A 24877-nucleotide genomic window follows, 5' to 3' on the forward strand; every position below is an offset into this window, starting at 1 on the left:
TGGCACGAGAAGGGTCAAAGTGACGACCAAACCCATCGTGTATCACATCCCGGCGTGCCCGTTCTCGCAGCGGCTGGAAATCCTCTTGAGCCTTCGGGACCAGTTGGAGGCGGTGGAGTTTCGGGCGGTCGACATCACGCGCCCGCGCGACCCCGAGCTGCTGGCAAAGTCCCGCGGGACGACTGCTTTGCCGATGCTCGAATTGCCGGACGGCCGGATCCTCAAGGAAAGCCTGATCATACTCGACTATCTAGACGAGGTTTTGCCGGGACCGACGCTTCGGCGCCGTGATCCGCTTGAGCACGCGATCGAACGCCTGCTGACGGCAAAGGAAGGCCCGTTTGTCAGCGCGGGCTACGAGATGGTCCTGAACCAAGACAGGGCGCGCAAGCCTGACTTCCTCAAGCGCCTTCTGAACGCCTATCGCGCCATCGACGACTTTCTCGACGAACACAATCCGGACGGGACCTACCTTTTCGATGAGTTCGGTTACGCCGAATGCGTCTTCACGCCGATTTTCATGCGCTTCTGGTTTCTCGATTATTACGAGGGCTTCGAGCTTCCAAAGGATGATGGCTTCGATCGTGTCGCCCGCTGGAAGGAGGCCTGCCTCGCCCACCGCGCCGCGCAGCAGGTCAGCAAGGAGCAGATCGTGAAACTCTATTATGATTACGCCTTTGGGGCCGGTAATGGCGCGCTTCTACCGGGGCGTTCCCTCTCAAGCTTCGTTTTCGAACCCGATTGGTCGTCGCGCCCTTGGCCCCCATCGACGAAGTACGGGCGCGCCGCGACAGATGAAGCTCTTGGTTTAACATCGCCATAAGGCATCTGGTCCCGGCGTTCGGCTTTACCGGTTGTCGCGCGAAACCAAGTATTGACCGAGCGTCGTCAGAGCGGCGCTTTCCCCGAGCGGCCATATGTGCGGCGTTCGATCTGGATGCGGTCCGGGCGTGACGAGGCTCAGGAACGCTAACACTTACCCTTCGTCGTGATGCGCTGAGTTCACCCTCCCCCGGCACGATCCAGATCAAGCAAGATTGGTCGCGGGATTACTTGAGGTGGGAAAAGGCCGCCGTTTGTGCCGGCGGCCAATCGACGACAGCCGCGACGCTTAGTCGAAGCTCGGGTAGACCCCCTGCACGCAGATGCAATAGACCAGCGACAAATTCGGCTGATCGTTCTCATGCGGAGCACCGCTCCCCGATGGCATGACCGCACCGGGCGCGAATGTTGTCGGGTTCTGGATCGGCGTGTCGGTATAGCCATTCGCCCCCGTCGAGATCCATGTGTCGCCCGCAGCCGGGACAGCGGTCGCGTTCGTGCCCTCGGGATAGACCGAAAGCGCATGCGAGTGCGGCGGCAGATCCGCTTCGGTCAGCGAAACGGCATCGGTGCCGACACGCTGACCCATCGCCCGCGGAGTAAGCCCCGGCCCCGCGCCCTGCCCCGCGACGACACTGGACGACATGCCGCTGGCGCCATTGAGATTGGGCAATCCAAAAGTGGTACGCCCGTCCCCGCCATAGGTCGTCCCGATCAACGAGAAGACGGCCGTGTATTGCGAAACCGGCACGAGGCGGCCGTCGCAAGGCAGCCAGCCCTGGGGAATGAAGCTGTAGGGAAATGGCATGACCGTGCAAAGAATGGGGTCCATATCCTGTCCTTTCCGAAAAGACCGGGGCGCTCAGGAGCGCGGCGGGAAAATACCGTCATAGGCGATGCAATAGTTCATCACCGTCGTCGGCATCATGTTCTGGTGCGGGTGCGCTGAGCCACTCAAGCCGATCGAAGCGGGGTTCAGCGTCACGGGCGTACCGCCGGGCTGAGCCGAATAGCGCGTGACGTCGCTTCCGCCCGCGGTGGCGAACTCGACATCCGGGCCGGGAACGGCCGTGGCGTTGGCGGCCGGGTTCTGGCTCGCCGCTTGAATCGCGTGCGAATGCGAGGGCATCTCGGCATCCGTAAGCGCGACGGCCTCCATCCCGACCTTGTCGCCCAGCTTGTAGACCGAGAGCCCCGGTCCTTGCCCCATTCCGAGCGGGATACGCCCGCGCAGGTCCGGCACCGCGAAGGTCGTGGTGCCATCCCCGCCGTAAAACGTCCCGATGAGCGCAAACAGCATCTGATACTGGTTGATCGCCAATAATTGCCCCTGACAGCTGATCCATCCCTGCGGCGTCCGCGGGAAGGCAAACAGCATGATCTGTCCGATGAAGGGTTCCATGTTTTTTCCTCTCCGTTCAGGCTGATCCGTCGCGCCTTACGAGCGCTGCGGGAAGATGCCCTGGAGGGCGATGATGTAATTGACGCAGAGGGACGGCTGCATATTGGGATGCGCGTTGCCGCCGCCTGTGTGACCGATATTCGTCTGCGCCAGAGCGACCGGCGCCTCGACACTTCCATAGAGGGTCCCGGCCGGAATGTTGCCCGAGGCGATCACCTTATTGTCCGGCGCAATCGGCGCGCGCCCCGCGATCGCCAGTTGAGAGGCTACAAAGGGATGACTATGGCTGGGCATCGTGGTTTCGGTGAGCGTCACCGTCTCGCTACCCGCTTGTTGTGCTCGCGTCTGGATCGGAGCACCGCGCGGACTGCGCCCCCGCAGATCGGGGAGTGCAAAGCTCGTGCGCCCGTCGCCGCCAAATTCGTTCCCCAAGAGTGAAAACAGCGCGGAATATTGCGCGATGCTCATCAACTGACCGTTGCACAGCGCCCAGTTTCTCGGCGCAAAATCGAAAGCAACGGGCATGATCATACCCAGTAATGGTTCCATTGGAGTATCCCCTCAACTCTCCTCTAAGGCGACGTTACGGGTGTGAATCCCATGCAGCAATGTACAACTTTGTGTTGATTTGCCGCATTGACATTCTCTCATTATGGGAAGCCGTTCTTTCGCGCCTGACATGTTCTGGCCAATATCTCTGCGCCGCACCACTGCATCTTTGCTGTCACGGCCGCACCCCCTCTCACCTCTTGCGCGGGGAACAAAACATAAGAAACATTGACGGAAATCATGCCGAGGCGTAGCGTCCCAGGAAGGGAACAGGAACTCGCGCATTATTTTACTGATTGCCCCAAGGGGATTCTCTGACGATTTTCACCGATGTGTCCGAGCTACACTGTGATTTCAGTGGGGACGACAAGATATGTTCAGGGCATCGACGCCGCGCGGCCGCATCACATGCGCCGCCGGTCAGGCATTCAATCGAATTTCTCGCATAACGCGAATTTATATTCTGCGGATTTTCATCCTGCGGCTTCTGGCAGGCGTGCTTCTGGCGGCCGCCGGGGCAAGTGCTTCACTGGCCGCCTGCGGCTCCGGCACGACGCTGTTGATGGACAGCTCCAGTAAGAAGCTCAACGTAAGTGGTGAATGCGACGATGTCCGCTGGGGCCTTTTCGACGCCATTAATCGCGACGCAAACCTATCCCCGATGACGGCCCAACCCATCTCGGCTGGCAATAGTACAACTCCAAAAACCTATTCGGATCCGGCCTCCGGGGCGGTGATCACGATCAACCCTGACACCTGGGTGTGGGATCCTAACGTGGGCAGCGGCGGTTCGTACGTTTACGACACCTACACGGTTACTTTGGACACGCCCCCGACGACCTATGTGGCCAGCGGCTTCAGTGTCCCTTTCTATTATGCGGCGGGCATCTCATCTGGCGGCAACAGCACAACCGATGCCACCTACACCGTCACCTTCACCTTCCCGCCGCCCGCGACCGCTCCGGACGCACCGACGACTGTTTCGGCCACGGCGGGCGATAGCAGCGCGCAGGTCAGCTTTTCACCCCCTACCTCGGATGGCGGCGACCCGATCACCAGCTATACCGCGACCTCCTCGCCGGGCGGGCTGACCGGCACGAGCGCCACCTCTCCGATCACGGTGAACGGGCTGACCAACGGCACCAGCTACACCTTCACCGTCACCGCGACGAATTCCATCGGCACGAGCCCGGCCTCGAGCCCCTCGAATGCGGTGACCCCGAAAGCCGCGCAGACGATTACCTTCGCCAATCCGGGTGCGCAGACCTACGGCACCTCGCCGACATTGACGGCCACAGCGTCCTCGGGCCTGACGGTCAGTTTCTCGTCTTCCACGACGAACGTCTGCACGATCACCTCGGGCGGCACGCTGAGCTTCGTCGCGGCGGGCACCTGCACGATCAAGGCCGATCAGGCGGGCGATGGCACCTATCAGGCCGCCTCGACCGTCACACAGAGCTTTACCGTGAACGCGGTCGTGCCCGGCGCGCCCACGATCGGCTCTGCTACGGCGGGCGATAGCAGCGCGCAGGTCAGCTTCACCGCGCCCGCCTCGGATGGCGGCGCGACGATCACCAGCTATACCGCGACCTCCTCGCCGGGAGGCTTCACCGGGACCGGGACCAGCGCACCGATCACGGTCACCGGGCTGACCGCCGGAACGGCCTATACCTTCACCGTCACCGCGACCAACTCCGCGGGCACGGGCCCGGCCTCGGCACCCTCGAACAGCGTTACGCCGACAGCGAGCCAGACGATCACCTTCACCAATCCCGGCGCGCAGGATTACGGCACCACGCCCACAGTGACGGCCACAGCGTCGTCAGGCCTGACGGTCAGCTTTACCTCCACCACCACGAGCGTCTGCACGATCACCTCGGGCGGCACGCTGACATTCACCTCGACCGGCACCTGTTCGATCGACGCTGATCAGGCGGGCGATGCCACCTATGGCCCCGCCCCGACCGTCACGCAGAGCTTTACTGTGAACGCGGTCGTGCCCGGCGCGCCCACGATCGGCACCGCGACGGCGGGCGATAGCAGCGCGCAGGTCAGCTTCACCGCGCCCGCCTCGGATGGCGGCGCGACGATCACCAGCTATACCGCGACCTCCTCGCCGGGAGGCTTCACCGGGACCGGGACCAGCGCACCGATCACGGTCACCGGGCTGACCGCCGGAACGGCCTATACCTTCACCGTCACCGCGACCAACTCCGCGGGCACGGGCCCGGCCTCGGCACCCTCGAACAGCGTTACGCCGACAGCGAGCCAGACGATCACCTTCACCAATCCCGGCGCGCAGGATTACGGCACCACGCCCACAGTGACGGCCACAGCGTCGTCAGGCCTGACGGTCAGCTTTACCTCCACCACCACGAGCGTCTGCACGATCACCTCGGGCGGCACGCTGACATTCACCTCGACCGGCACCTGTTCGATCGACGCTGATCAGGCGGGCGATGCCACCTATGGCCCCGCCCCGACCGTCACGCAGAGCTTTACTGTGAACGCGGTCGTGCCCGGCGCGCCCACGATCGGCACCGCGACGGCGGGCGATAGCAGCGCGCAGGTCAGCTTCACCGCGCCCGCCTCGGATGGCGGCGCGACGATCACGAGCTATACCGCGACCTCCTCGCCGGGCGGCTTCACCGGAACCGGGACCAGCACACCGATCACGGTGACGGGGCTGACGAACGGCACGAGCTACACCTTCACCGTCACCGCGACCAACTCCGCGGGCACCGGCCCGGCCTCGGGTGCGTCGAACAGCGTCTCGCCGCTGGCGGCACCGACCGCGAACCCGGTGAGCCAGACCGTCGGATATGGGTCGGTCGACAATGCCGTGCCGCTGAATTTCACCGACGGCACGCCGAGTTCGGTTGCGGTCGCCTCCGGACCCAGCCACGGCACGACGCAGGTGAGCGGCACCTCGATCTTCTACAGCCCGGTCACGAATTATCACGGCTCGGACAGCTTCACCTATACCGGCACCAACGCGACCGGCACCTCGGCCCCCGCGACGGTCACGATCACCGTCTCGGCGCCCAGCTTCACCGTGACTTCGGGGACGCTGGCGGATGGGCAGGTCGGCACGAGCTACTCGGCCACGCTCAGCGTCTCGGGCGGCTCCAGCCCCTATAGCTTCGACCCGACCCCCGCGAGCGGGTCGCTGCCGCCGGGGCTGTCGCTCTCGAATACCGGCTCGATCAGCGGCACGCCCACCGCCAATGGCACCTATAGCTTCACCGTGAGCGGCTATGACGGCAGCATACCGGTCGCGAGTTTCCAGAGCGCCACGATCACCATCACGATCCAGCGCGCGGCCCCCGTAATCACCGCGATCAGCCCGGCACAGGGCTCGGCGAGCGGCGGCACATCGGTCACGCTGACGGGGAGCAACCTCACCGGCGCAACCTCGGTCAGCTTCGGGGGAACGGCCGCGAGCAGCTTCACCGTCGCCTCCGACACGCAGATCACCGCGACTGCGCCGTCGGGCACGGGAACGGTGCATCTGAGCGTGACCACGCCGGGCGGCACCTCGAGCGCCACCAGCGCGGATCAGTTCACCTATCTGTCCAATGTCGCGACGCTCTCGGCACTGAGAGTCAGTCAGGGCACGCTGAGCCCCGGCTTCAGCTCGGGCACGGCCGCCTATTCGGTGGACCTGCCCTATGGCACGAGTTCGATCACGGTCACGCCGACGGCCACGGATAGCGGCGCGAGCCTCACCGTGAACGGTAACGCGACAGCCTCGGGCAGCACCTCGGCACCGGTCGCGCTGGCAACGGGTGCGAGCAATATCACCGTTGCGGTCACCGCCGCAGACGGGATCGCCACGCAGAGCTACACGATCACCGCCACCGTCGCGCGCCAGACCGACGTGATCACCTTTGCCCCGGTCAGCTCTCCGGTGCGGATCGGCAGCGCGCCCATCACGGCCACAGCGACGGCAAGCTCCGGCCTGACGGTGACGCTGAGCAACGCGACGCCCTCGATCTGCACGCTCAGTGGCTCGCTCGTCACGCCGATCGCGGCGGGCAGCTGCCAGATCACCGGCACGACGCCGGGCAATGCCAGCTATGCGCCGGGCACGGCCACGCTGACAGTTCTGGTCGAGACCGCCCCCGATCCGACGCAGGACCCAGACGTGGTCGGGATCATCACCGCGCAGAACACGATGGCGATGCAATTCGCGCGCGCCCAGATCGGGAACTTCTCCTCGCATCTCGAAGCGCTGCGCGATGGCAACGGGCCCCGCGACAGCTTCGGCGCGCGGCTGGGGATTCTCAGTATCACCCGCTCGATGGGCTTTGCCGATACCCCCGAGCCTTTCGGTGGCACGGCGAATGATCCTGGTGCGCCGAACCGGCGGGGGACCGCGCGCGGTACAGCCGCACCCACCCCGACCGTCTCGACGAGCGGAGAGTCCCAGAACCTGTTCGGCGCGAAAGTCGCCCTCTGGACGGCGGGCACTCTGAACCTGACCAAAGAGGGCGTGCTCGACATCCACAGTGACGGTCTGAGTGCGGGGCTCGATTACCAGCCAAGCGCCAATGCGATCGTCGGCTTCGGGGTCGGCTATGGAAATGGCCGCTCCGATATCGGCAATGATGGATCCAAGACGAGTGGCCACAGCACGAATGCGGTGCTCTACGGCACGTTCCGAACGGGCGAGCGTGGCTTCGTCGACGTTCTGGCGGGTTACGGCACGCTGGGCTTCGACAGCCGCCGCGCGATCGAGGGCGGGCCTGACATGGCCTATGGATCACGCGATGGCGACCAGATCTTCGGACAGATCCGCGCAGGCATGGAGTTCCACAAGGATAACTGGATGCTTTCGCCTTATGCCGGGGTGCAGGTGATCTCGGGGCATCTCGATGCCTATACCGAACGCACGGACGACCCGGCCGATGCCCTGCATTACGATCGGCAGAGCTTCGGCTCGACCCAGCTCGATCTGGGGCTGCGCGGCGGCTTCACCCGGCAGATGAGCTTCGGCACGCTCTCGCCCAGTTTCCGAGTGGAATATCACCGCGTTCTCAATCGCGATATCACCGCGGGGATGAGCTATGCGGATCTGGTGAACGGCTCGCAATATGTGCTGAACCTGCCGCAATCGGATGAGAACCTGCTGACGGTCGGGCTGGGCACGAATATCGCCTTCGAAGGCGGTATGCGGTTGAGCATCGACATCCGCAACACGTCGGGGTCGAACAGCCACACCAACAGCATCATGCTGAAACTGTCCAAGCAATTCTGATTGGCGCTGCCGATCGAGAGTGAGCTGGGTGGGGGCTGCCCCACCCAGACGGACATGGGGGACACGCCCGGACCCGCCACAAGACCGGGGCCGGTCGCGCGGCAGGCGCGCTCCCAAGGCCGAACGCGTTCAAGAAAGTTTCAGCGAACCAAATAGGCGCATCGCGAAGATTACGTGCTAGGATGACCGTCAACGAAATCGCGAGGAGGAGCGGGATTTCAATGGAACATGCCCTGGTTCTCGACGCGGCAGGCGCGCCGATCCAGCACGACAGTCGCACCCATTCGACGGACTGGGACGAGGTTCAGGACTTTTGCACCTCGGTCTATATGCCCTATCGCGTTCGCCCGCTGGAGCGGCATGCACGCCCCGATGCGACGATGATATCGGCCAAGGCCGGGCGCGTGACCATGACGCGCTTTGCCTACGGGACCGGCATCCATCTCGACCGGTTCGACCCCGACGCGGGGAATATTCTCGTTCTCAACACGCTGCGGGGGGCGCTTGATCATCAGACCGATGGCGGCTCGGTCGCGACCGGTGCCGGCGAGAGTTTCGTCGTGGATTGCTCACGTACGGAATACTGGCTCGAGGGCGATCCCGACCACATGCAGCTTAATCTGACGATCCCACATCAGGTCATGGCCGATACGGCGGAACGCTGGTTCGGCTTTGTTCCCGATGATCGGTTCTGGACGCGCCGGGTCAAGATCGGCGGACCGGACACGGCCTGGCCGTCGCTCCTCGATTACGCGGCGCGCGCACTGACGCGCCCGGGTCTCGTGCCCGCAGACGCAGCGATCGCGCGCCATATCGAAGAGGTGCTCTGCGTCGAACTCCTGCGCCAATGGGCCGCCGCCGCGGGGCTCAAACTGGAAGATGGCGCACGCAGCGCCGCGCCGGGCTATGTGCGCCGCGCCGAGGAAATCCTGACCGCGGAGGCCCGCGAAGCCCCGGTCATCGGAGAAGTTGCACAGCGCGTCGGTGTCTCGGCCCGCACGCTCTCGGCCGGATTTCGTCAGTTTCGGGGCGTCGCGCCTCGCGATTTCCTCGCCGCACGTCGGCTCGAAGGGCTGCGCGCCGATCTCGCGTCCCAGCCCGGCGACAAGACGGTGACCGAGATCGCCGCGAGCTGGGGCTTTTCGAATTTCGGCGCGATGGCCGGACGTTATCGCGCACGCTTCGGAGAGCTGCCCTCCCAGACGCGCGCACGCAGCCTCAAGGGCGCCGCCCCGCGACGCTGATTTTCTTTCCGAAATCGGACAGAGCGTGCCGATTGCGAACAGTCGGGCCGGATCGAGTTCGGCACTCTCTCCCTGATGCATTCAAGGGAGGAACCGATGAAAGACATCACCACATCCGATATCAAGTCGCGCTGCGATGCGATCCTGAACGGCCTGTCCGAAGGTGAAAAGCGCGTGCCCGGCGTCGTCGCCATGGTCACTGACCGCGAAGGCGACATCTATTCCGGGGCCGCGGGCGAGCGGCGGCTGGGCGGCGAGCCGATGACCGAAGACACGGTCTTCGCCATCTTCTCCACCACCAAGGCGATTGCCGGCACAACCGCCCTGCAATGCGTCGAGGAGGGGCTGCTCGATCTTGATGCACCCGCGAAGGAATACGCTCCCGCGATCGGCGAATTACAAGTGATCGAAGGGTTCGATGCCGATGGCGCACCGCGCCTGCGCGCTCCCAAGAGCGATGTCACCACGCGCCAGCTCATGCTGCACACCGGGGGCTTCGGGTATGACTTCTTCAACGAGACTTACAAACGGCTTGCAGAAGAGCAGGGTCAGCCCTCGGTCGTGACCGCGAGCCGCGCCTGTATCGAGACACCGCTTCTCTTCGATCCCGGCACGAAATGGGAATACGGCACCAATATCGACTGGCTCGGCCAGGTGGTCGAGGGCGTCCGCGGCAAGCGGCTGGGCGAAGTGATGCGCGAACGCGTCTTCGATCCGCTCGGCATGGAGGATATCGCCTTCACCCGCTCGGACGCGATGAAGGCGCGCACCGCGACGATCCACGCACGCGGCGCCGATGGCAGCCTGACCCCGATGGATGACTTTGCCCTGCCCGACAATCCCGAGATCGATATGGGCGGCCATGGGCTTCACGCCACCGTTCCCGAATACATGAAGTTCATCCGGATGTGGCTCAATGACGGGAACGGGCCGAAGGGGCGCGTGCTCAACCCGGAAACGGTAGATTGGGCGGTAAGAGGCGCGCTGGTGCCGCCGCAGAAGGTGACGATGCTGCCCGGCGTGATCCCGGCCCTGTCCAACGATGCCGAGTTCTTCCCCGGCCAGCGCAAGAACTGGTCCTACACCTTCATGGTCAACGAGGAAGAGGCCCCCACGGGCCGCCCGGCGGGCGCAATCGGTTGGGCGGGGCTCGCCAACAGCTATTACTGGATCGACCGCAAGAACGGGGTCGGCGGCTATTGGGCGACCCAAATCCTGCCCTTCGCCGATGCCCTTTCCTTCGGCGGCTACATGGAGTTCGAAAGCGCGATCTACGAGGCACTCTCTCGCGGCTGACGGGCGCGCGACTGATAACTCGGACGGAGCCGGTCCGGCTCCGTCTCCCCCGTTCAAGTCGCTCGATGATTTGGACGGGGACCCGCCTGCCGCGACCAGAGGGTCAGGCGAGGCTCGCCTGAATGGCGCGCGCCAATTGCGCCGAGGCGACGACCCCGTCAATCAGTGGAACGCGGGTGCGCTCGGAAAGATCAGCGCGCAGATGTGCCATGCCCGCACAGCCCAAGGCGACCGCACGGGCGCCCTCTTTCCCGGCGGCGGCAATCTCTTCGGACAGGCGTGCCCGGACGGGCTCTGATCCGTCTTCGACGGCCAGCACCGGAACACCGCTTGCGCGCACCGAAATGCATGCGCCTGCGAACCCGTAATGCGCAATATTCTCCTCCAGCACGGGCACCGAGACGGGGAGCGTCGTCACCACCGAGAACGCCCCGAAAGCCAGTGCGCCGATCGTATAGGCGGCCTGACCGATCCCGATCACCGGGCAATGGGCGGCAGCGCGCAATTCCTCGAGCCCGGTATCGTCGAAGCAGGCGATCACGATCAGATCGGCACCGATCGCCTTCGCCTCGGGCAAGAGCTTGCGCAACCCGATCACGGCGCGCGCGCCATCCTCCGGCCCTTCGATCGCAGGCGGACCTTCCGCATTGGTCCAGCCGATGATCTCAGCCTCAGGCAGGGCCGCGCGCGCGACGCCCACGATCTGCTCGGTCATCGAGGCGGTGGAGTTGGGATTGATATAGAGAAGCCGCATCGCAGTTCAGACGCCCTTGCCAGCATCCGACCCCAGCCGCGCACGCCGCCGCGCCATGACCCACGCCGAGAGCAGGAACGCCCCAATGATCAGCAGCGAAAAGGCCGTGGTCAGCGTGCCGAGCGCATAGACCACCGGCGTCGTCACATTCGTCGTCATGCCGAAGATTTCAAGCGGAAGGGTGTTATAGCTGCCCGCCGTCAGCAGAGTGCGGGCAAACTCGTCATAGCTCAGCGTGAAGCCGAACAGAGCCACCCCGATCAGCGAGGGCGCGATGATCGGCAGCACCACGAAACGGATCGTCTGCCAGGCGCTGGCGCCCTGATCTCGTGCCGCCTCCTCGAAGCTTTTGTCAAACCGATTGAAGACCGCGAACATGATCAGAAGACCGAAGGGCAGCGTCCAGGTCAGCTGCGAGCCGAAGCCCGAGGTTGCCCAATGCACTTTCAGCCCAAGCTGGTTGAAGATCAGACCCACCCCCAGCGAGATCAGGATCGAGGGGATCACGAGCGAGGCGATCGTCAGGTAGAACAGCACGCCTGAGCCCGGAAACTTCTTGCGAAAGGCAAGGCCCGCCATGACCGAGACGACGACCGTGGTGACCATCACCATCAGCCCGAGCATGAAGGAGCGACGGAACGCGCCCCAGATATCGCCGACCGCCTGTTGCTGGAACAGTTCGTGGAACCAGTTGAGCGACACCCCCCGCATCGGGAAGGTCAGCCCGCCTTCCGGGCCCTGAAAGCTCAGAATGCCGATGGTGATCGTCGGGCCGTAAAGGAACAGCACGAAAAGCGCGAAGAAGACGCTCAGGACGTAGAAGCTGCGCGGACGTTTCTCCATGGCTCAGAGCTCCTTGCGGATGTTGACGAAGCGCAGCAGGATCCCGATCACGATCAGCACGGTGCACAAGAGTACCACCGCCGTCGCGGCCGCCGACGGGTATTGCAGCAGGGCGATATCGTTGGAGATCAAGCGTCCGACATTGGCACGCTGCGAGCCGGACATGAAACGCACGGTGATGAAATCGCCCATCACCAGCGTCAGCACGAAGATTGTTCCGATCATGATGCCGGGTTTGGTCAGCGGAATGATCACATGAACCAGCGTCTGGAACCCGCTCGCGCCATTGTCGCGCGCAGCCTCCAGCAGGTTGCGGTCGATCCGCATCATCGTGTTGAAGATCGGGACCACCATGAACAGCGTGTAGAGATGCACGAAGGCGAGGATCACCGAGAAATCGGAATAGAGCAGCCATTCGAGCGGCTGGTCGATCACGCCCCATGAGATCAGGGTCTGGTTGGCAATCCCGTTGCGCCCCAGAAACGGGATCCACGAGATCATCCGGATGATGTTCGAGGTCCAGAACGGGATCGTGCACAGCAAGAACAGTGCAATCTGCATCGTCTGGCTGCGGATATGAAAGGCGAGGTAATAGGCGACCGTAAAGCCGATCGCGAGTGTCATCGCCCAGGTCAGGAACGCGTATTTGAAGGTCGCGGCGAAGACTTTGTAGGTCACCGGCGAGCCGAAAAGGAATTCGTAATTCTCAAGGCTGAAGGCGGGGATGATCGAGAACTCGGTCGCCTGCCAGAAGCTGACGATCACGATGGTAATGATCGGAGCGACCAGAAAGCCCAGCAACACCACTGTCAGGGGCGCTGCCTGCAACCATCCCGTCACCGTCTCGCGGGTCACTTTCATCGCGATCCTGCCCTCTCGAATTTCATTGGAAAATGTGGGGGGCCAGGAGCCCCCCACGTCAGGTCATCACGACGCGATGAATTCGTTCCACTTGCGGACCATGTACTGGTTCTCGTCCATCACCGCGTTCCAGCACGCGACATGGCCCATCCGGTCGTAGAAGGAGCCGCCGTCGCGGGTCTCGCCGGCCTCGGCCAGCTTGTCGCCGGTCGGGCTGGTGATGACGTCGGTCGCGGGCTTGCCCTCGAACCAGTAGCCCCACTCGTTGTCGGTCATGAATTCCTTCGAGGTCTCCGGCACGGCCGAGTAATAGCCCTGACGCATCAGGTAACCACCGACCCAGCCCGAGAGATACCAGTTGATGTAGTCATAGGCCGCATCGAGCTCCATGCCCGAGAGCGACTTGGACAGACCCAGACCGCCGCCCCAGCTGCGATAGCCTTCCTTCAGCGGCTGGTAGACGCAGGGAATGCCACGCGATTTCACGGCCGTGATCGCGGGCGACCACATCGACTGGATCACCACCTCGCCGGAGGCCATCAGGTTCACCGACTCGTCGAAGGTCTTCCAGAAGGCGCGGAACTGCCCGGCTTTCTTCGCCTCGGTGAAGATCGCCATGGTCTTGTCGATCTCCTCGCGGGTCATGTTGCCCTTGTCGCCGTATTGGATCTCACCCATCGCCTCGCAGACCATGGCCATGTCCATGATGCCGATCGAGGAGATGTCGAGGATCGAGGCCTTGCCCTTGAATTCGGGGTTCAGCAGTTCGGTCCAGCTCTCGATCGGGCGGCCGATCAGGTCGGGGCGGATGCCCAGCGTATCGGCGTTGTAGATGGTCGGAATCAGCGTCATCCAGCCAGTTTCGTGATCGGCGAAGGTCGTGCCGCCGGGGCCGTCGACGAAGCCCACGGTCGAAGGCGCGGTGCCTTGCGCAATCACGCTCTCGGGCGTCAGTTTTCCGGATTTGAAGATACCGACGATCTTGTCGTAATTCTTGATCTTCGAGGTATCCATCGCCTGAAGGTTTCCGGTCGGCCAGACCTTCTTGCAGATCCAGTATTCGATATCGGCGATGTCGAAGCTGTCGGGCTGGGTCGCCGCGCGCTGGGTCACCGCGTCGGAATCGAGCGCCGTCATCTCGAGCGTGAAGCCCAGGTCTTCCTTCACCTTCGTGGCCACGTCATTGAGGTTCGACACGCCCGTGCCGAACTGGCGCAGCGTGATGTTCTTGATTTCCTGCGCCCAGATCATCGGCGCCGGAAGGGCGGAGGCGCCAAGCGCCGCCGCACCGGTTTTCAGAATCGAGCGGCGGGTATAACCGGCTTTCGACATTGTCACATTTCCCTCTGTTGGAGTGTCGATTTCAGGCACGGAGGCGGTGCAGCCGCCCCTCATCCCAGGCAAGACGCACCTGCGCGCCCGGGTTTATGTCATTGGAATAGAAGGCTTCGTCGCTCATCAGCGCGATGATCGGCTCCTGCCCTTCGGCCTGGGCCGTCACCGCGACGCGGTCGCCCTGATATTCGATTGCACTGACCGTCGCGGGCAGCCCGTCTGCGCCAAGCCGCACCGCATCCGAGCGGATCGCATGGCGCACGCCGTTCAGCGTGACGACGTTGTGTCCCCCCATGAAGCGCGCGACGAACTCGGTCTGCGGCGCGTTGAAAACCGCGCGCGCGGGGCCTGCCTGTTCGATGACGGCATTGTTCATCACCACGACCTCATCGGCGAGCGCAAGCGCCTCGTCCTGACCGTGGGTAACGTGGAGAAAAGTGATGCCGAGCTCGCGCTGCAATCGCTTGAGCTCGGCACGCATCCGCACCCGCAGGAAGGGATCGAGCGCGGAAAGCGGTTCGTCGAGCAGCAGGACTTCGGGTTCGCTGATCAGCGCGCGCGCCAGCGCGACGCGCTGTTGCTGCCCACCCGAAAGCTGCGCGGGAAGACGCTCGGAGAGATGCGCCATGTCGACAAGTTCGAGAAGCTCCATCGCCTTGTTGTGACGCGTCGCCTTGTCCACGCCCTTCATCCGCAGCGAGAACGCAACATTGTCCTTCACTGAGAGATGCGGAAAGAGCGCGTAATTCTGAAACATCATCGCCGTACCGCGCTTGGCTGGCGGCAAGGCCGAGATATCGAGACCGTTCAGGCGGATTGCGCCCTCGCTCACGCTTTCATGCCCCGCGATCATCCGCAGGGTCGAGCTTTTGCCGCAGCCCGAGGGGCCGAGCAGGCAGACATAGCTCCCAGGCGCGAAGACATGATCGATCGCATCGACCGCGACCGTGTCGCCATAACGCTTGGTCAGCTTCACCAATTCCAGATCGTGGGGTGTGCGCATCGCTTTCCTTCCCGTGTCCTGAGCCCAGACTGCGGGGCGACTCACGCCTTCACGAACCGAAAACAGACGTTCGAGATGCGTGAATCCGGCTTTGCCTGCTATTTGTGCAGCCTTCGCGACAAAGCGCACAATTTGTAAAACAGGATTGTATACGATTGTGTCGACAGAGTATCCGGAGTTGCACGCGACCCCGGCGTGGCTCAAGATTGGCGTGGAGATTTGAAAGACATGAATAAGAGCCTGCGCCCTGCCGACCCCGAGATGATCGCCGCCGATCTCGCATTGGCGATCCACGAACATCGTCTTGCCCCCGGCACCAAGCTGTCCGAAGACGAGGTCGCCGAGATTTACGGTGTGTCGCGCACGCAAATTCGCGCGGCGCTGCAAAAGCTCGCGCATGACCGTCTGGTGGAACTCAAGCGCAATCGCGGCGCCTACGTCGCCCAGCCCTCGGTGCGTGAAGCCCGCGAAGTCTTCGAGGCCCGCGCCCTGCTCGAGCCGCGCACCGCCCGTTCGGCGGCTGAACGGATCACTGACGACGACCTCGCGGCCCTTCAGCGCCATATTGACGAGGAGCACGCGGCAATCCGCGAAGGCGAAGCCGGACGCGCCCTCTATCTCTCGGGCCAGTTTCACCTCGAGATCGCGCGGATTGCCGATCAGGCCACGATCGCGGAATTCATCACTCAGCTCGTTGCACGCTCGTCGCTGATCATCGCGCTCTACTGGCAAAGACGCGGGGCGCTTTGCGAAAGTCATGCCCATCACGCGCTGATGCGCGCCTTCGCCGCGCGAGATGGGGTGCTCGCCGAGGATCTGATGCGCGGGCATCTCCTCGACCTCGTCTCGTCGCTCGACCTGCGCAACCGGTCCTCGGCCCCGGCGAGCCTGCGCGAGGCGTTGAGCGGATGAAGCTGCGGGTCGCGGCCCTGCCAGAGATCGAGACGGTACTCGAATGGGCCGCCGCAGAGGGCTGGAATCCCGGGCGCGACGACGCCGCCGCGTTTCAGGTCGCCGACCCCGAGGGGTTCTTCGTCGCAGAGCGGGAGGGCACCCCGATTGCAGCGATCTCTGTCGTCAACCACGACGCCGATCATGCCTTTCTCGGGCTTTACATCTGTCGGCCGGACGCGCGCGGCCAAGGGGTTGGATATGCGCTTTGGCAACACGCGCTGGACCATGCGGGTGCGCGGACCGTCGGGCTTGATGGCGTGGCCGCGCAGCAGGCAAATTATGCGAAATCCGGCTTCGTGCGCAGCGGCGCGACACAGCGCTTCACCGGCCAGCTGACATCGCGGAGCGGCTCCGACATTCGCGACGTTGCGCCGGAAGACATCCCGCATCTGATCGCCCTCGATACCGGCGCCAGCGGTCTGTCGCGCGCCGCGTTTCTGGGGGCCTGGCTCCAGCCTACCGCTTCACGACGAAGCGTGGTTCTTTCGGACCGGTCAGGCTTCGCCACGATCCGCCAATGCCGCGAGGGGGCGAAGATCGGGCCGATCATCGCGCCAACTGCGCAAGAGGCGCTCGGGCTCGCCGAAGCCGCGGTTGGCATCCTCGCCCCCGCGCAAGTGTCGATCGATCTGCCCGAAGCCAATCATGCGCTCCGCGAGACGCTATTGGCGCGCGGTTTCTCGATGGGGTTCGAGACCGCCCGGATGTATCGCGGTCCGAAGCCGCGCGATGATCACCGCATCCAAGCCATCGCGACGATGGAGCTCGGCTGACCCCCGGCGCCCCCCTGCGCCGATGCCGTCATGCTCTGAAACCTGACCCTCACAGGCGCTTCTGCTATAATCAAAGCGAGTCGAAACTTCTGGGGAGGAGAGAAGATGCGACCTGAACTCACAACGCGCCGTCGTGCCTTGCGCCTCGCCTTCGAGCGCTACATCGAAGCCGACAGAGCGTGGCGCATGGCAATTCGCGGCCTCAATGACTGGTTTCCGAAGGGCGCCCCGCTTCATTCGGGTATGATCGGCAATCCCGGCTCTCGCGTGCGACGGCTGTTCGACGCTCGTAGCCGGGCGCTTCTTCACTTCGAGATCGCTCAGGTGAAGATGACGACCGCGAAGCAGCGCCTGGCCGAGCGTTCGAACCGCAATGTCCGGCGCGTTCTTCTGATCGGCCCGCCCGGACAGTAAGACCTCGGGCTATCGGGTCACGCCGTCCAGCTACGGACCGGCCCGCAATCGACATGGACGAAATGCTCGCGCGGGTAGTACCCAACGCCGCCGCCACGCACATGCAGCGCCACCTTGTGAAGAAGGCGCGTCGAGACCTCGGGATGCGCGATATCCAGCGCCTCGCCGCGCATGTGAAAGCTGTGCTTGGCACCATGTACGAGGTGGTTGGTCTGCGGCGTGCGATATCCGGACACGAGCTGGAACGGCCCCTCCTTCTCCAAAAGCGTCTGGATCTTGTAGACGACGTTGATCGTGCGCGTATCGATCTTGACCTCGGCATCCTGCCGCCAATCGCGCGCGATCCGATAGAACTCGCTCAGCGCGTCGTTCCGATATCGCCCATTCGAAAAATAGACCGCGTCGAAATGCTCGCCGGTATGTGGGTTGTGAAATTGCAAACGGCGCTCCTGAGCTTGACCGGCCCGCGCCGCCGTGGCGACGAAGGGCGTGCTGAGAAAGGATGCGCTCGCTACGAGAAACTGGCGACGGAGCATTCGGTTTGATTGTACCATGAAGTGAAAGATCCCATTCGGTTCCATTTACCTGGCGCGCAAAGTCGAAAAAATCGGACCAGGCGAAAGGGCGCGCCTCGAAATGTGAGAAAAATGGGCAAAGAAATGCCGCCGCCTTGGCTGGCTTTCGCCGATCGGGCACACCTGATCGAGCAGATCTGAACCACCGTGATCTCGCGTGCGAAAAACTGAAATCTCGTTGACGGGAGCGCGACTGGATGCGGCCCGCCCTTCACGGCCGCGGCAACTCCGGATCAAGCATGATGAAGGGCCGATTCTTTCGGCACGCTCCCTCTGGTCTCCTCACACAATGGGTGAGACGCAGTTCCCCATTTCGCAAAACACACTGGGATTGTGCCAGCAGATTTCCATGTGAGCACTGCGGCTCTCGTCGTTTCCCCGCCGGACTAAGCTGTTGCCTTGCCTGCAAGGGCAAGTCAGTTTGCGGGCTCAACTCGTTTTCTGGGCAGGTGCGTTTTCATGGCGCAGGATTACAATCTCGGGCTCGCTTTTCTGCGCCAGGCGGAGGCGACACCGGCGGCCGAGGCGTTGCTTTTCCGTGATGGGCGTCTGCGCTACGCCGAGATGCAGCCTCTCGTCGTTTTCATGGCGCAACACCTGCAAGCGCGTGGGCTCGGCGCGGGCGATACGATCCTCGTACGGGCGCAGGATCCGGCTGTCGTGCTCGTGTCGCTCTTCGCGTCGGCGCTTCTGGGCATGCGTTGGTCCTATGGCCATGACGATTTGCTCACGGATCGGCGTCTCAACGCGGATATCGTGCTTCAGGCGGATGACGAGCCGGTATTGCCGAAGGGCGTTCGCCTTGATGAGAGCTGGGCTCGCCCGCCGGAAACCGCGATGCGAGCGCAATTTCCCGGCTATCTTGATCCAGATGAGGCATGGCTCCTGCACCCGGTCGAAGGCCGTCGCGGTCGCGTCGAGTTGGTCGCCCTTAGCCCGAAGATCGTGATGGAGCGACTGCGTTCCGTTTCATATCCCGCCCCCCCTCGCGGGGCGCGCATCGTGTCGCTTTTTCCGCCGGGGTCGTGGTTCTATCTCTCCGAAGCCATTGCGGCTCTGACATCCGGGGGATGCATCGTCGCCGGCATGGCGCCTGAGCAATGGGCGAGCGCTAAAGTGACCCTCGTGATCGGCGCGTCAGGGCATTTTCTTTCGTTATGCGAGACGAGTTTCGCCCCCCCGAAGCTGCCGCGCGCCCGGATCATCGGAAACCGTCTACCCGAGACGGTCTTGAGACATCTTCTGAGTCATTTCGACAACTTGGAACTGGTTTTCGGCCCCATTGAAATCGGGCCGGTTACCGCGGAAATCGTAACGGAGCGGATGGGAGGCGAACTCAACAGGCTCCCCGTGCCTTGTGCGGGGCAATTCGAGATTGTCGACGCCGAGGGCAACATGGTGCCGGAAGGAGACGAAGGAATCCTCCGACTTCGCAGCCCTTCGCTTGTGCTGGGATATCTCGCAGGTGAGGACGCAAACACAGCGGCCTTCGACGATGGATGGCTCTATTCAGGAGATCTCGCCCGGACCACTCCTGCGGGCGAACTCGTTCTGACCGGACGAACCGATGAGTGGCTCAAGATCGGAGAGGAATATGTCAGCGCACAGCTCCTTGACCGGATCCTGCAAGGCGTTTCCGGGATAGACGATGCGATCACCTTCATGATGCCGCGCCCCGACCGCACGGCAAGACTGACCGCATTCCTGGCCATCACCCCCGGAACACACCCGTCCGATATCGAGGCGAGTGCGAAGATCGCCGTGCTCAGCGCTGCGGGTCGTGCAGCCGTGCCCGAGCGGTTTCTCTTTGCCGACAAGCTGCCCCGTACATCGACGGGGCGCGCGGACCGCGATGCCTGCATGGCGATGGTCATCGCCATGCGTGCGCAACGTGCGAACGAAAGGCGCAAAAACTAGGCAGAAGCTTCCGCAGCGTTTGTGACTGAGATGCAACGTTTGCACCCCAAATCACCGATCTGTACCGGAAATTGACGTCGGGTCGCGTTCTGCCTTGGCGACTGGATCAATCTTTTGTTAACGTACTTGTGAGTTTCGAGGCAGTGCCTTGTGGGTGGGGCTTGCTGATCAAAAGGGGATATGAGTGATATGAAGAAGAACCCGGCGAAAATCGCATTTGCTAGCGGCGCAGCAGTTCTGGCGGGGATGGCTTCGACGGCACAAGCTCAGGATGTCGCGGGCCTCTATGGCGGTCTGTCGTACAACCTGCCGGTTGCCGGCGACATGAAGTTCATCGGCTACAGCTCCGACAGCTATGGCGTCAACGGCTCGCAGGGCGGCATTTTCTTCGGTTACAACTTCGCACTCGCGAACAACTGGGTTGCCGGTGGCGAGATCGCCTACAGCACGGGCTACGGCGTTGATCGCTACAGCGAGTTCGAAATCAAGGACGTCGTCGATCTGAAGGCACGCTTCGGCAAAACCTTCGGCACCACGCTCGTCTATGGTGTCGTCGGTTACAGCATGGCCGATGTCGACGTGAAAAACGCCCCGGTCGGAGGTTCCGACGGAAATGGCGCGAGCTTCGGCCTCGGCTTCGAGACCGGCATCGGCTCCAAAGGCTTCATCGGCGCAGAAGTGCTCAAGCGCCACCTCGGCGCGAAGGTCGACGAATATTACGGCTACAAGATCGATGACATGACCACCGTGAGCGTTCGCGCAGGCTTCCGCTTCTGATCTCTGCCGATCACGTGAATTCCAAAGGCCGGGCCAATGCCCGGCCTTTCTCGTTTCAGCCAGCTCCTCTGCCCAGATGGGCCTCGCGCAGAGCTTCGAAGTCGACTTTCCCGCTTTCGGTCATTGGCAAAGCGTCGAGCCGGAGGAGGCGCGATATCTCGATCCCACGGAATGCCTGCTCGAACAGGGCGGTGATCTGCCCGGTGTCGTGTTCAGAGCTGCCGCTGTAGATCAGGAAAATGCGTTCCAGCCCATCCGCGCCTGAATCGACGAGAGGCGCGAAGCTGGTGTCTGGGAAAGCGGCTTCCAGCAGTTGCTGTATCGTCTCGAGCGAAACCTTGTTGCCTGAAAAGTTTATGATGTTCTTGGTCCGGCCGATCAGGAAGAAATCATCGTTCTCACGGCGCATGAAATCTCCGGGCAGGAAATATCCGTCGCGAAATCCGGAGCCAGAGTCGACAGCTTGCGATGTGTCACCAAGATACTGTCGCGCCGCCGCCCCGGCCAGCCGAAGTCCAATCAACCCCTCGCTGGCCTCTTCGCGCCGAACCCCGCCCTCATCGAAGAAGGCTACTTCCAGATCGGAACGCGCGGGGCGACCGACATAGCCCATCTCTGGCGGGGTCGCGGGGTCATATTGCGCATGGAAACACGTTCCGATCTCGGCGGCCCCATAGCCGAAATGCAATCGCGCCGGGCAGATCTTCGAGAATGCATCAAGCAACTCGGCACTGCTGAGCGCTCCGCCAAAGCGAACGTCACGGACGCCGGAAAGATATTGCGCGGCGTTTGCCTCCCGCAGCAGTTTCGGGATCATGCCGGGCGTGCTGCCGATCGTATCGACGCGGTAGAGATCGATATACGGCAGGAGCGAGGGCGATTGCGGATCGAGAGCGACCGCGCTGCCTCCATTGATCAAGACCCACAGATAGCTGTTCAAGCCCATGCCATTGCTCGGCGGAAGCGTGCTGAGGTATCGACGGGTGGAAATATCGACACCAGGCAGCGGATGGGTCTGCCGCATCGTCTCCTCCCGGTCGGCTTCCTCCGAGCAGATCAACTTGGCACGCCCGGTCGAGCCCGAAGAGCCGAAGATGAAACGCGCCGCACCGCCTTGGTCACGAAAATCCGTCTGGGGTTGCGCGCCCATCATTGCGAACCAATCCGGCATGATGGTCAGGTAACGCGGATCGGCAGAACGCTCCTGATCGGAGAGAACAAGGTCGAATTCCTGGCCGGCCGCCTGCATCAGCTCCGGCCGCACGAGCGAAAGGCAATACCCGCGCAGGCTCGCCACAAGCGCCATCGTGATCGCGAATTCCGCGCGGCGCGCCTCGAGCACGACTGTTTGACCCGAGCTCAGCCCCTGTGCCGCGAGTTTACCGTCAAAGATTTGGACCAGCTGAAGCAAATCCGCAAAGCTCAACTGGCTCCGTTCGGTGATCAGGGCGATCTTGTCCGGGCCGGCGAGTGCGCTGCGCGCGAAACTGTCGATGAGGCTCACGAATATCTCTCAAGGCTGGTTCGCCACACATTCGACCCCCGTAAAGATACGGCGTCAAGACATTGTGGTGCTTGCTGGAATTTTCCACTGAGGTTAGTGTTTACGCAGGGGGAAGCCATGGCGCAAAACATCCTGAGCCTGCTGCGGGACTCGGCCGAAACCTATGGCGATCGGGTCGCGATGCTCGACCCTTCGGGGCAGCCGGTTTCCTTTCGCAACTTCCAGTTGATGATCCTCTCTTTCGCTGATCGCCTCGAGACGAAAGGGGTCTCGGCTGGTCAGACCGTCGTGGTCGATTTGCAAGACCGGATCGCAAACATGTTGCTGCGGCTTGCGGTCATGCATCTCGGGGCGACGGCGACAAATGTGCCCTACGAGGTCCTTGCAGCGAACGGCGTTTCGGAACCCGAATGGTATCTGGGAGACAGCGCGCAGGCACAAGCCAGTGGACAGACGCGCTTTATCCCGATCGATCCCAGCTGGATCGCACCGCCCCGACGAGTATTACCTCTCGTCGAGGGCGGCGCCATGATCCGCAGCACCTCGGGGACCACTGGCGTCCCGAAGCTACGGTTGATCACGGCCACGAACCAGTCGGCGCGCATCCTGCGCAGCGCCGGACACCGGGCTTGGGTCGAAGGACCGGCGCTGGTCGGTTACGCGTCGGTCTCGTCGCCGGGGACAAACCATTTCCTCCGGCTCTTTCTCGAAGGCTCCCTGCAACTTGGCATGGCCCCGACCCCGGAGGCGACACTGCACATGATGGACACGCATGGGGTGACGAAATTGCTCGCCCCCCCACATGTGTTCGAGAAGCTTTTGCGCACCGCGCGTGAAAGCGGTTTCCGGCCTTCCGGTTTGCAGCAAATCGTTCTTGGCGGCAGCGCGGTCTCACCCGAGACGGCCCGCGAGGCGGAGGCGATTTTCGGCTGCGAACTTTTCAACACCTATGGCAGCTCCGAAACGGGTTCGATCGCCCATTTTCGTCCGGCAACGCGCGAAGGAGGGAGCCGGATAATGGGCCGGATCTATTCCGATTACCCGGCCCAGCTGCGAAAGGAAGATGGACGCCTCGCCGCTCCCGGTGAAGAGGGCGAACTTCTTCTGCAGGTGGACCCGGAGATCGCTCTTCTCGACTACCCGTCGCGACAGCCGCTCGTGAATGCCGACGGATGGTTTGCGACGGGGGATGTCGGGCGCTTTTTGCCCGACGGGTCATTCGAGCTGACCAGTCGGCTCTCGGATCTTCTGAATGTCGGTGGCAACAAGTTCGCCCCAAGCCATTTCGAAGCGCTCGCGCTCGATCATGGGCATGTCGCGGAAGTGATCGCCTTCCGCGCTCCGGTCGAGAACGGCATGGACGAGATCGGCCTCGCGATAGTGGGCAAAGAAGGCTTCGCGCTCGAGGATTTCTGTCATCACATGACGCATCGGCTCGGAACCGATTTTCCGTTTCACGTTGCACTTCTACCTGAAATTCCACTCACGGCTGCCGGCAAGGCCGATCGCAAGGGGCTCACGCGCGCCTTCGTCGAATGGCGTGCCGAGACCGCCTGACCCCTCCCTTCCCCGCTGACACAAGGATACGAGATGAAATTTCGAAACACCCTCCTGCCGCTCGCATTCGCCTTTTCTGCGCTGGCCGGCTCCGTGGAGGCAGGCGACCGGATCACCATTCAGGTCGGGTACGGACCGGGCGGCTCATACGACACCATGGCCCGCCTGATCGCGGATCATCTCGGGCGTTACCTCGCAGGATCGCCGGATATCATCGTCGAGAACGTGCCGGGCGCGGGCAGCCTCAAGCTCGCCCGGCTGATCGAGACACGCGGCGCCGCGGATGGAAGCCAGATCGCGTCGGTGAGCAATGCGCTCGCCCTGAAACCCGTCTTCGATCCGGATACGGAGAGCTTCGATCCGCGCAATGTGCGCTACATCGCGAGCGCCTCGAATGAATCCTCTTACTGTGTTACGCCGAAAAATTCCGGGATCAATTCAGTCGAGGATTTCATCGCTTCGAATGCGAAGGCGGGAGCGACGGGAAAGTCGAGTTCGACCTATACCTATGTCGCGGCGATCAAGAAGGCTTTCGACGGGAAATTCGACATCGTTACCGGGTTCGGCGGCGGCAATGAGATCAATCTCGCGATGGAACGCGGGGATGTACAGGTGCGCTGCGGCATCAGCGTGACCACGCTCAATCAGGCGGATACGCTGGATCGCTACCGGATCCTGGCAGAGCTTGGCACCGCAAGCCGTGGCTCCATTCAGGGAGAGCCCTTCCTCCTGGATCTGGTGAAAAACCCCGACGATCGCGCAGCGCTCTCGATTGTCTTCGCGCCGACGCGTATGCATCATCCCTACATCGTCGCGGGCGCCACGCCGGATGCCGAGGTCGCAACTCTTCGCGCCGCCTTCGATGCTCTCGCAACCGACCCGGAGTTTCTTGCGGACGCGAAGAAACGCGGGATCGTATCGACGATAACGGATGGCGCGACAGTCGAAGCGTATATAGCGGAGTTGCTCGGTTCCGATCCGAAAATCCTGCAACGGGCCCGTGAGCTGGTCGAGTGAGGCATATGCACTTGGGCCTG

At 62.9% G+C, this 24877-nt stretch carries 21 protein-coding genes; 11 read left to right on the forward strand and 10 right to left on the reverse strand.

Going from position 1 to position 24877, the window contains the following annotated elements; all coding sequences use genetic code 11:
* Positions 1–19 precede the first annotated feature (19 nt).
* Positions 20–823 (forward strand): glutathione S-transferase family protein, encoded by an 804-nt coding sequence (locus TP2_RS16970; RefSeq protein ID WP_038079961.1) that lies wholly within the window; start codon positions 20–22, stop codon positions 821–823.
* A 288-nt stretch (positions 824–1111) separates the two neighbouring features.
* Here the strand turns inward: TP2_RS16970 and TP2_RS16975 are convergent, their stop codons facing one another.
* From TP2_RS16975 to TP2_RS16985, 3 genes are read right to left on the reverse strand one after another with little or no spacing between them, the layout of a single operon-like run.
* Positions 1112–1654 (reverse strand): phage tail protein, encoded by a 543-nt coding sequence (locus TP2_RS16975; protein WP_038079963.1) that lies wholly within the window; start codon positions 1652–1654, stop codon positions 1112–1114.
* Between the two features lie 30 nt (positions 1655–1684).
* Complete coding sequence (locus TP2_RS16980; RefSeq protein ID WP_038079965.1) at positions 1685–2224, reverse strand: phage tail protein; 540 nt, start codon at positions 2222–2224, stop codon at positions 1685–1687.
* A 36-nt stretch (positions 2225–2260) separates the two neighbouring features.
* Positions 2261–2773: a phage tail protein gene (locus tag TP2_RS16985; protein ID WP_038079967.1), complete on the reverse strand. Its 513-nt coding sequence runs from the start codon at positions 2771–2773 to the stop codon at positions 2261–2263.
* 661 nt (positions 2774–3434) lie between these two features.
* Between TP2_RS16985 and TP2_RS18135 the strand changes: the two genes are divergently transcribed.
* The 3 genes from TP2_RS18135 (at position 3435) to acmB (ending at position 10573) form a co-directional block, all read left to right on the forward strand.
* On the forward strand, positions 3435–8033 hold the full coding sequence (locus TP2_RS18135; protein ID WP_206198358.1) for a fibronectin type III domain-containing protein: 4599 nt from the start codon (positions 3435–3437) through the stop codon (positions 8031–8033).
* Between the two features lie 221 nt (positions 8034–8254).
* Positions 8255–9277, forward strand: coding sequence for an AraC family transcriptional regulator (locus TP2_RS16995; protein ID WP_038079968.1), 1023 nt, complete (start codon positions 8255–8257; stop codon positions 9275–9277).
* Positions 9278–9373: 96 nt separating this feature from the next.
* Entirely contained in the window at positions 9374–10573 is a 1200-nt protein-coding gene (gene acmB, locus TP2_RS17000; RefSeq protein ID WP_084714445.1) for a methyl acetate hydrolase AcmB, read from the forward strand.
* A 103-nt stretch (positions 10574–10676) separates the two neighbouring features.
* Here acmB and TP2_RS17005 read toward each other — a convergent pair whose 3' ends face one another.
* The 5 genes from TP2_RS17005 to TP2_RS17025 form a co-directional block, all read right to left on the reverse strand.
* Positions 10677–11327 carry an aspartate/glutamate racemase family protein gene (locus TP2_RS17005; RefSeq protein WP_038079969.1) on the reverse strand — a complete coding sequence of 217 codons (651 nt, stop codon included), beginning with the start codon at positions 11325–11327 and terminating at the stop codon, positions 10677–10679.
* 6 nt (positions 11328–11333) lie between these two features.
* Positions 11334–12170, reverse strand: a complete 837-nt coding sequence (locus TP2_RS17010; protein WP_038079970.1) for an ABC transporter permease — start codon at positions 12168–12170, stop codon at positions 11334–11336.
* 3 nt (positions 12171–12173) lie between these two features.
* On the reverse strand, positions 12174–13031 hold the full coding sequence (locus tag TP2_RS17015; RefSeq protein ID WP_038079971.1) for an ABC transporter permease: 858 nt from the start codon (positions 13029–13031) through the stop codon (positions 12174–12176).
* 66 nt (positions 13032–13097) lie between these two features.
* Entirely contained in the window at positions 13098–14363 is a 1266-nt protein-coding gene (locus tag TP2_RS17020) for an ABC transporter substrate-binding protein (protein ID WP_038079972.1), read from the reverse strand.
* A 31-nt stretch (positions 14364–14394) separates the two neighbouring features.
* Positions 14395–15369, reverse strand: a complete 975-nt coding sequence (locus TP2_RS17025) for an ABC transporter ATP-binding protein (protein WP_038079973.1) — start codon at positions 15367–15369, stop codon at positions 14395–14397.
* Between the two features lie 228 nt (positions 15370–15597).
* On the opposite strand from TP2_RS17025, the gene TP2_RS17030 reads away from it, so the two are divergent.
* The 3 genes from TP2_RS17030 to TP2_RS17040 all read left to right on the forward strand — a co-directional run bounded on the left by TP2_RS17030 (position 15598) and on the right by TP2_RS17040 (position 17510).
* Positions 15598–16281: a GntR family transcriptional regulator gene (locus TP2_RS17030; RefSeq protein WP_038079974.1), complete on the forward strand. Its 684-nt coding sequence runs from the start codon at positions 15598–15600 to the stop codon at positions 16279–16281.
* A complete protein-coding gene (locus TP2_RS17035; protein ID WP_038079975.1) occupies positions 16278–17096 on the forward strand; it encodes a GNAT family N-acetyltransferase in 819 nt (272 codons plus the stop codon). The genes TP2_RS17030 and TP2_RS17035 overlap by 4 nt, the downstream gene beginning before the upstream one ends.
* Before the next feature lie 105 nt (positions 17097–17201).
* A complete protein-coding gene (locus TP2_RS17040; protein ID WP_038079978.1) occupies positions 17202–17510 on the forward strand; it encodes a hypothetical protein in 309 nt (102 codons plus the stop codon).
* A gap of 17 nt (positions 17511–17527) precedes the next feature.
* Here the strand turns inward: TP2_RS17040 and TP2_RS17045 are convergent, their stop codons facing one another.
* Positions 17528–18091, reverse strand: coding sequence for a peptidoglycan L,D-endopeptidase MepK (locus TP2_RS17045; protein WP_084714448.1), 564 nt, complete (start codon positions 18089–18091; stop codon positions 17528–17530).
* A 453-nt stretch (positions 18092–18544) separates the two neighbouring features.
* Between TP2_RS17045 and TP2_RS17050 the strand changes: the two genes are divergently transcribed.
* Together TP2_RS17050 and TP2_RS17055 are read left to right on the forward strand one after the other, a co-directional pair.
* On the forward strand, positions 18545–20002 hold the full coding sequence (locus TP2_RS17050; protein ID WP_038079980.1) for a class I adenylate-forming enzyme family protein: 1458 nt from the start codon (positions 18545–18547) through the stop codon (positions 20000–20002).
* Positions 20003–20191: 189 nt separating this feature from the next.
* The gene (locus TP2_RS17055) at positions 20192–20779 is read left to right on the forward strand and encodes an outer membrane protein (protein WP_038079981.1); all 588 of its coding nucleotides are present in this window, start codon (positions 20192–20194) and stop codon (positions 20777–20779) included.
* Between the two features lie 55 nt (positions 20780–20834).
* On the opposite strand, the gene TP2_RS17060 is transcribed toward TP2_RS17055, so the two are convergent.
* On the reverse strand, positions 20835–22076 hold the full coding sequence (locus TP2_RS17060; RefSeq protein ID WP_169739555.1) for an AMP-binding protein: 1242 nt from the start codon (positions 22074–22076) through the stop codon (positions 20835–20837).
* Positions 22077–22127: 51 nt separating this feature from the next.
* On the opposite strand from TP2_RS17060, the gene TP2_RS17065 reads away from it, so the two are divergent.
* Positions 22128–23840 (forward strand): class I adenylate-forming enzyme family protein, encoded by a 1713-nt coding sequence (locus TP2_RS17065; protein WP_169739556.1) that lies wholly within the window; start codon positions 22128–22130, stop codon positions 23838–23840.
* 33 nt (positions 23841–23873) lie between these two features.
* A complete protein-coding gene (locus TP2_RS17070; RefSeq protein WP_038079985.1) occupies positions 23874–24857 on the forward strand; it encodes a Bug family tripartite tricarboxylate transporter substrate binding protein in 984 nt (327 codons plus the stop codon).
* Positions 24858–24877 lie beyond the last annotated feature (20 nt).

Source organism: Thioclava pacifica DSM 10166 (assembly GCF_000714535.1).
GTDB lineage: Bacteria > Pseudomonadota > Alphaproteobacteria > Rhodobacterales > Rhodobacteraceae > Thioclava > Thioclava pacifica.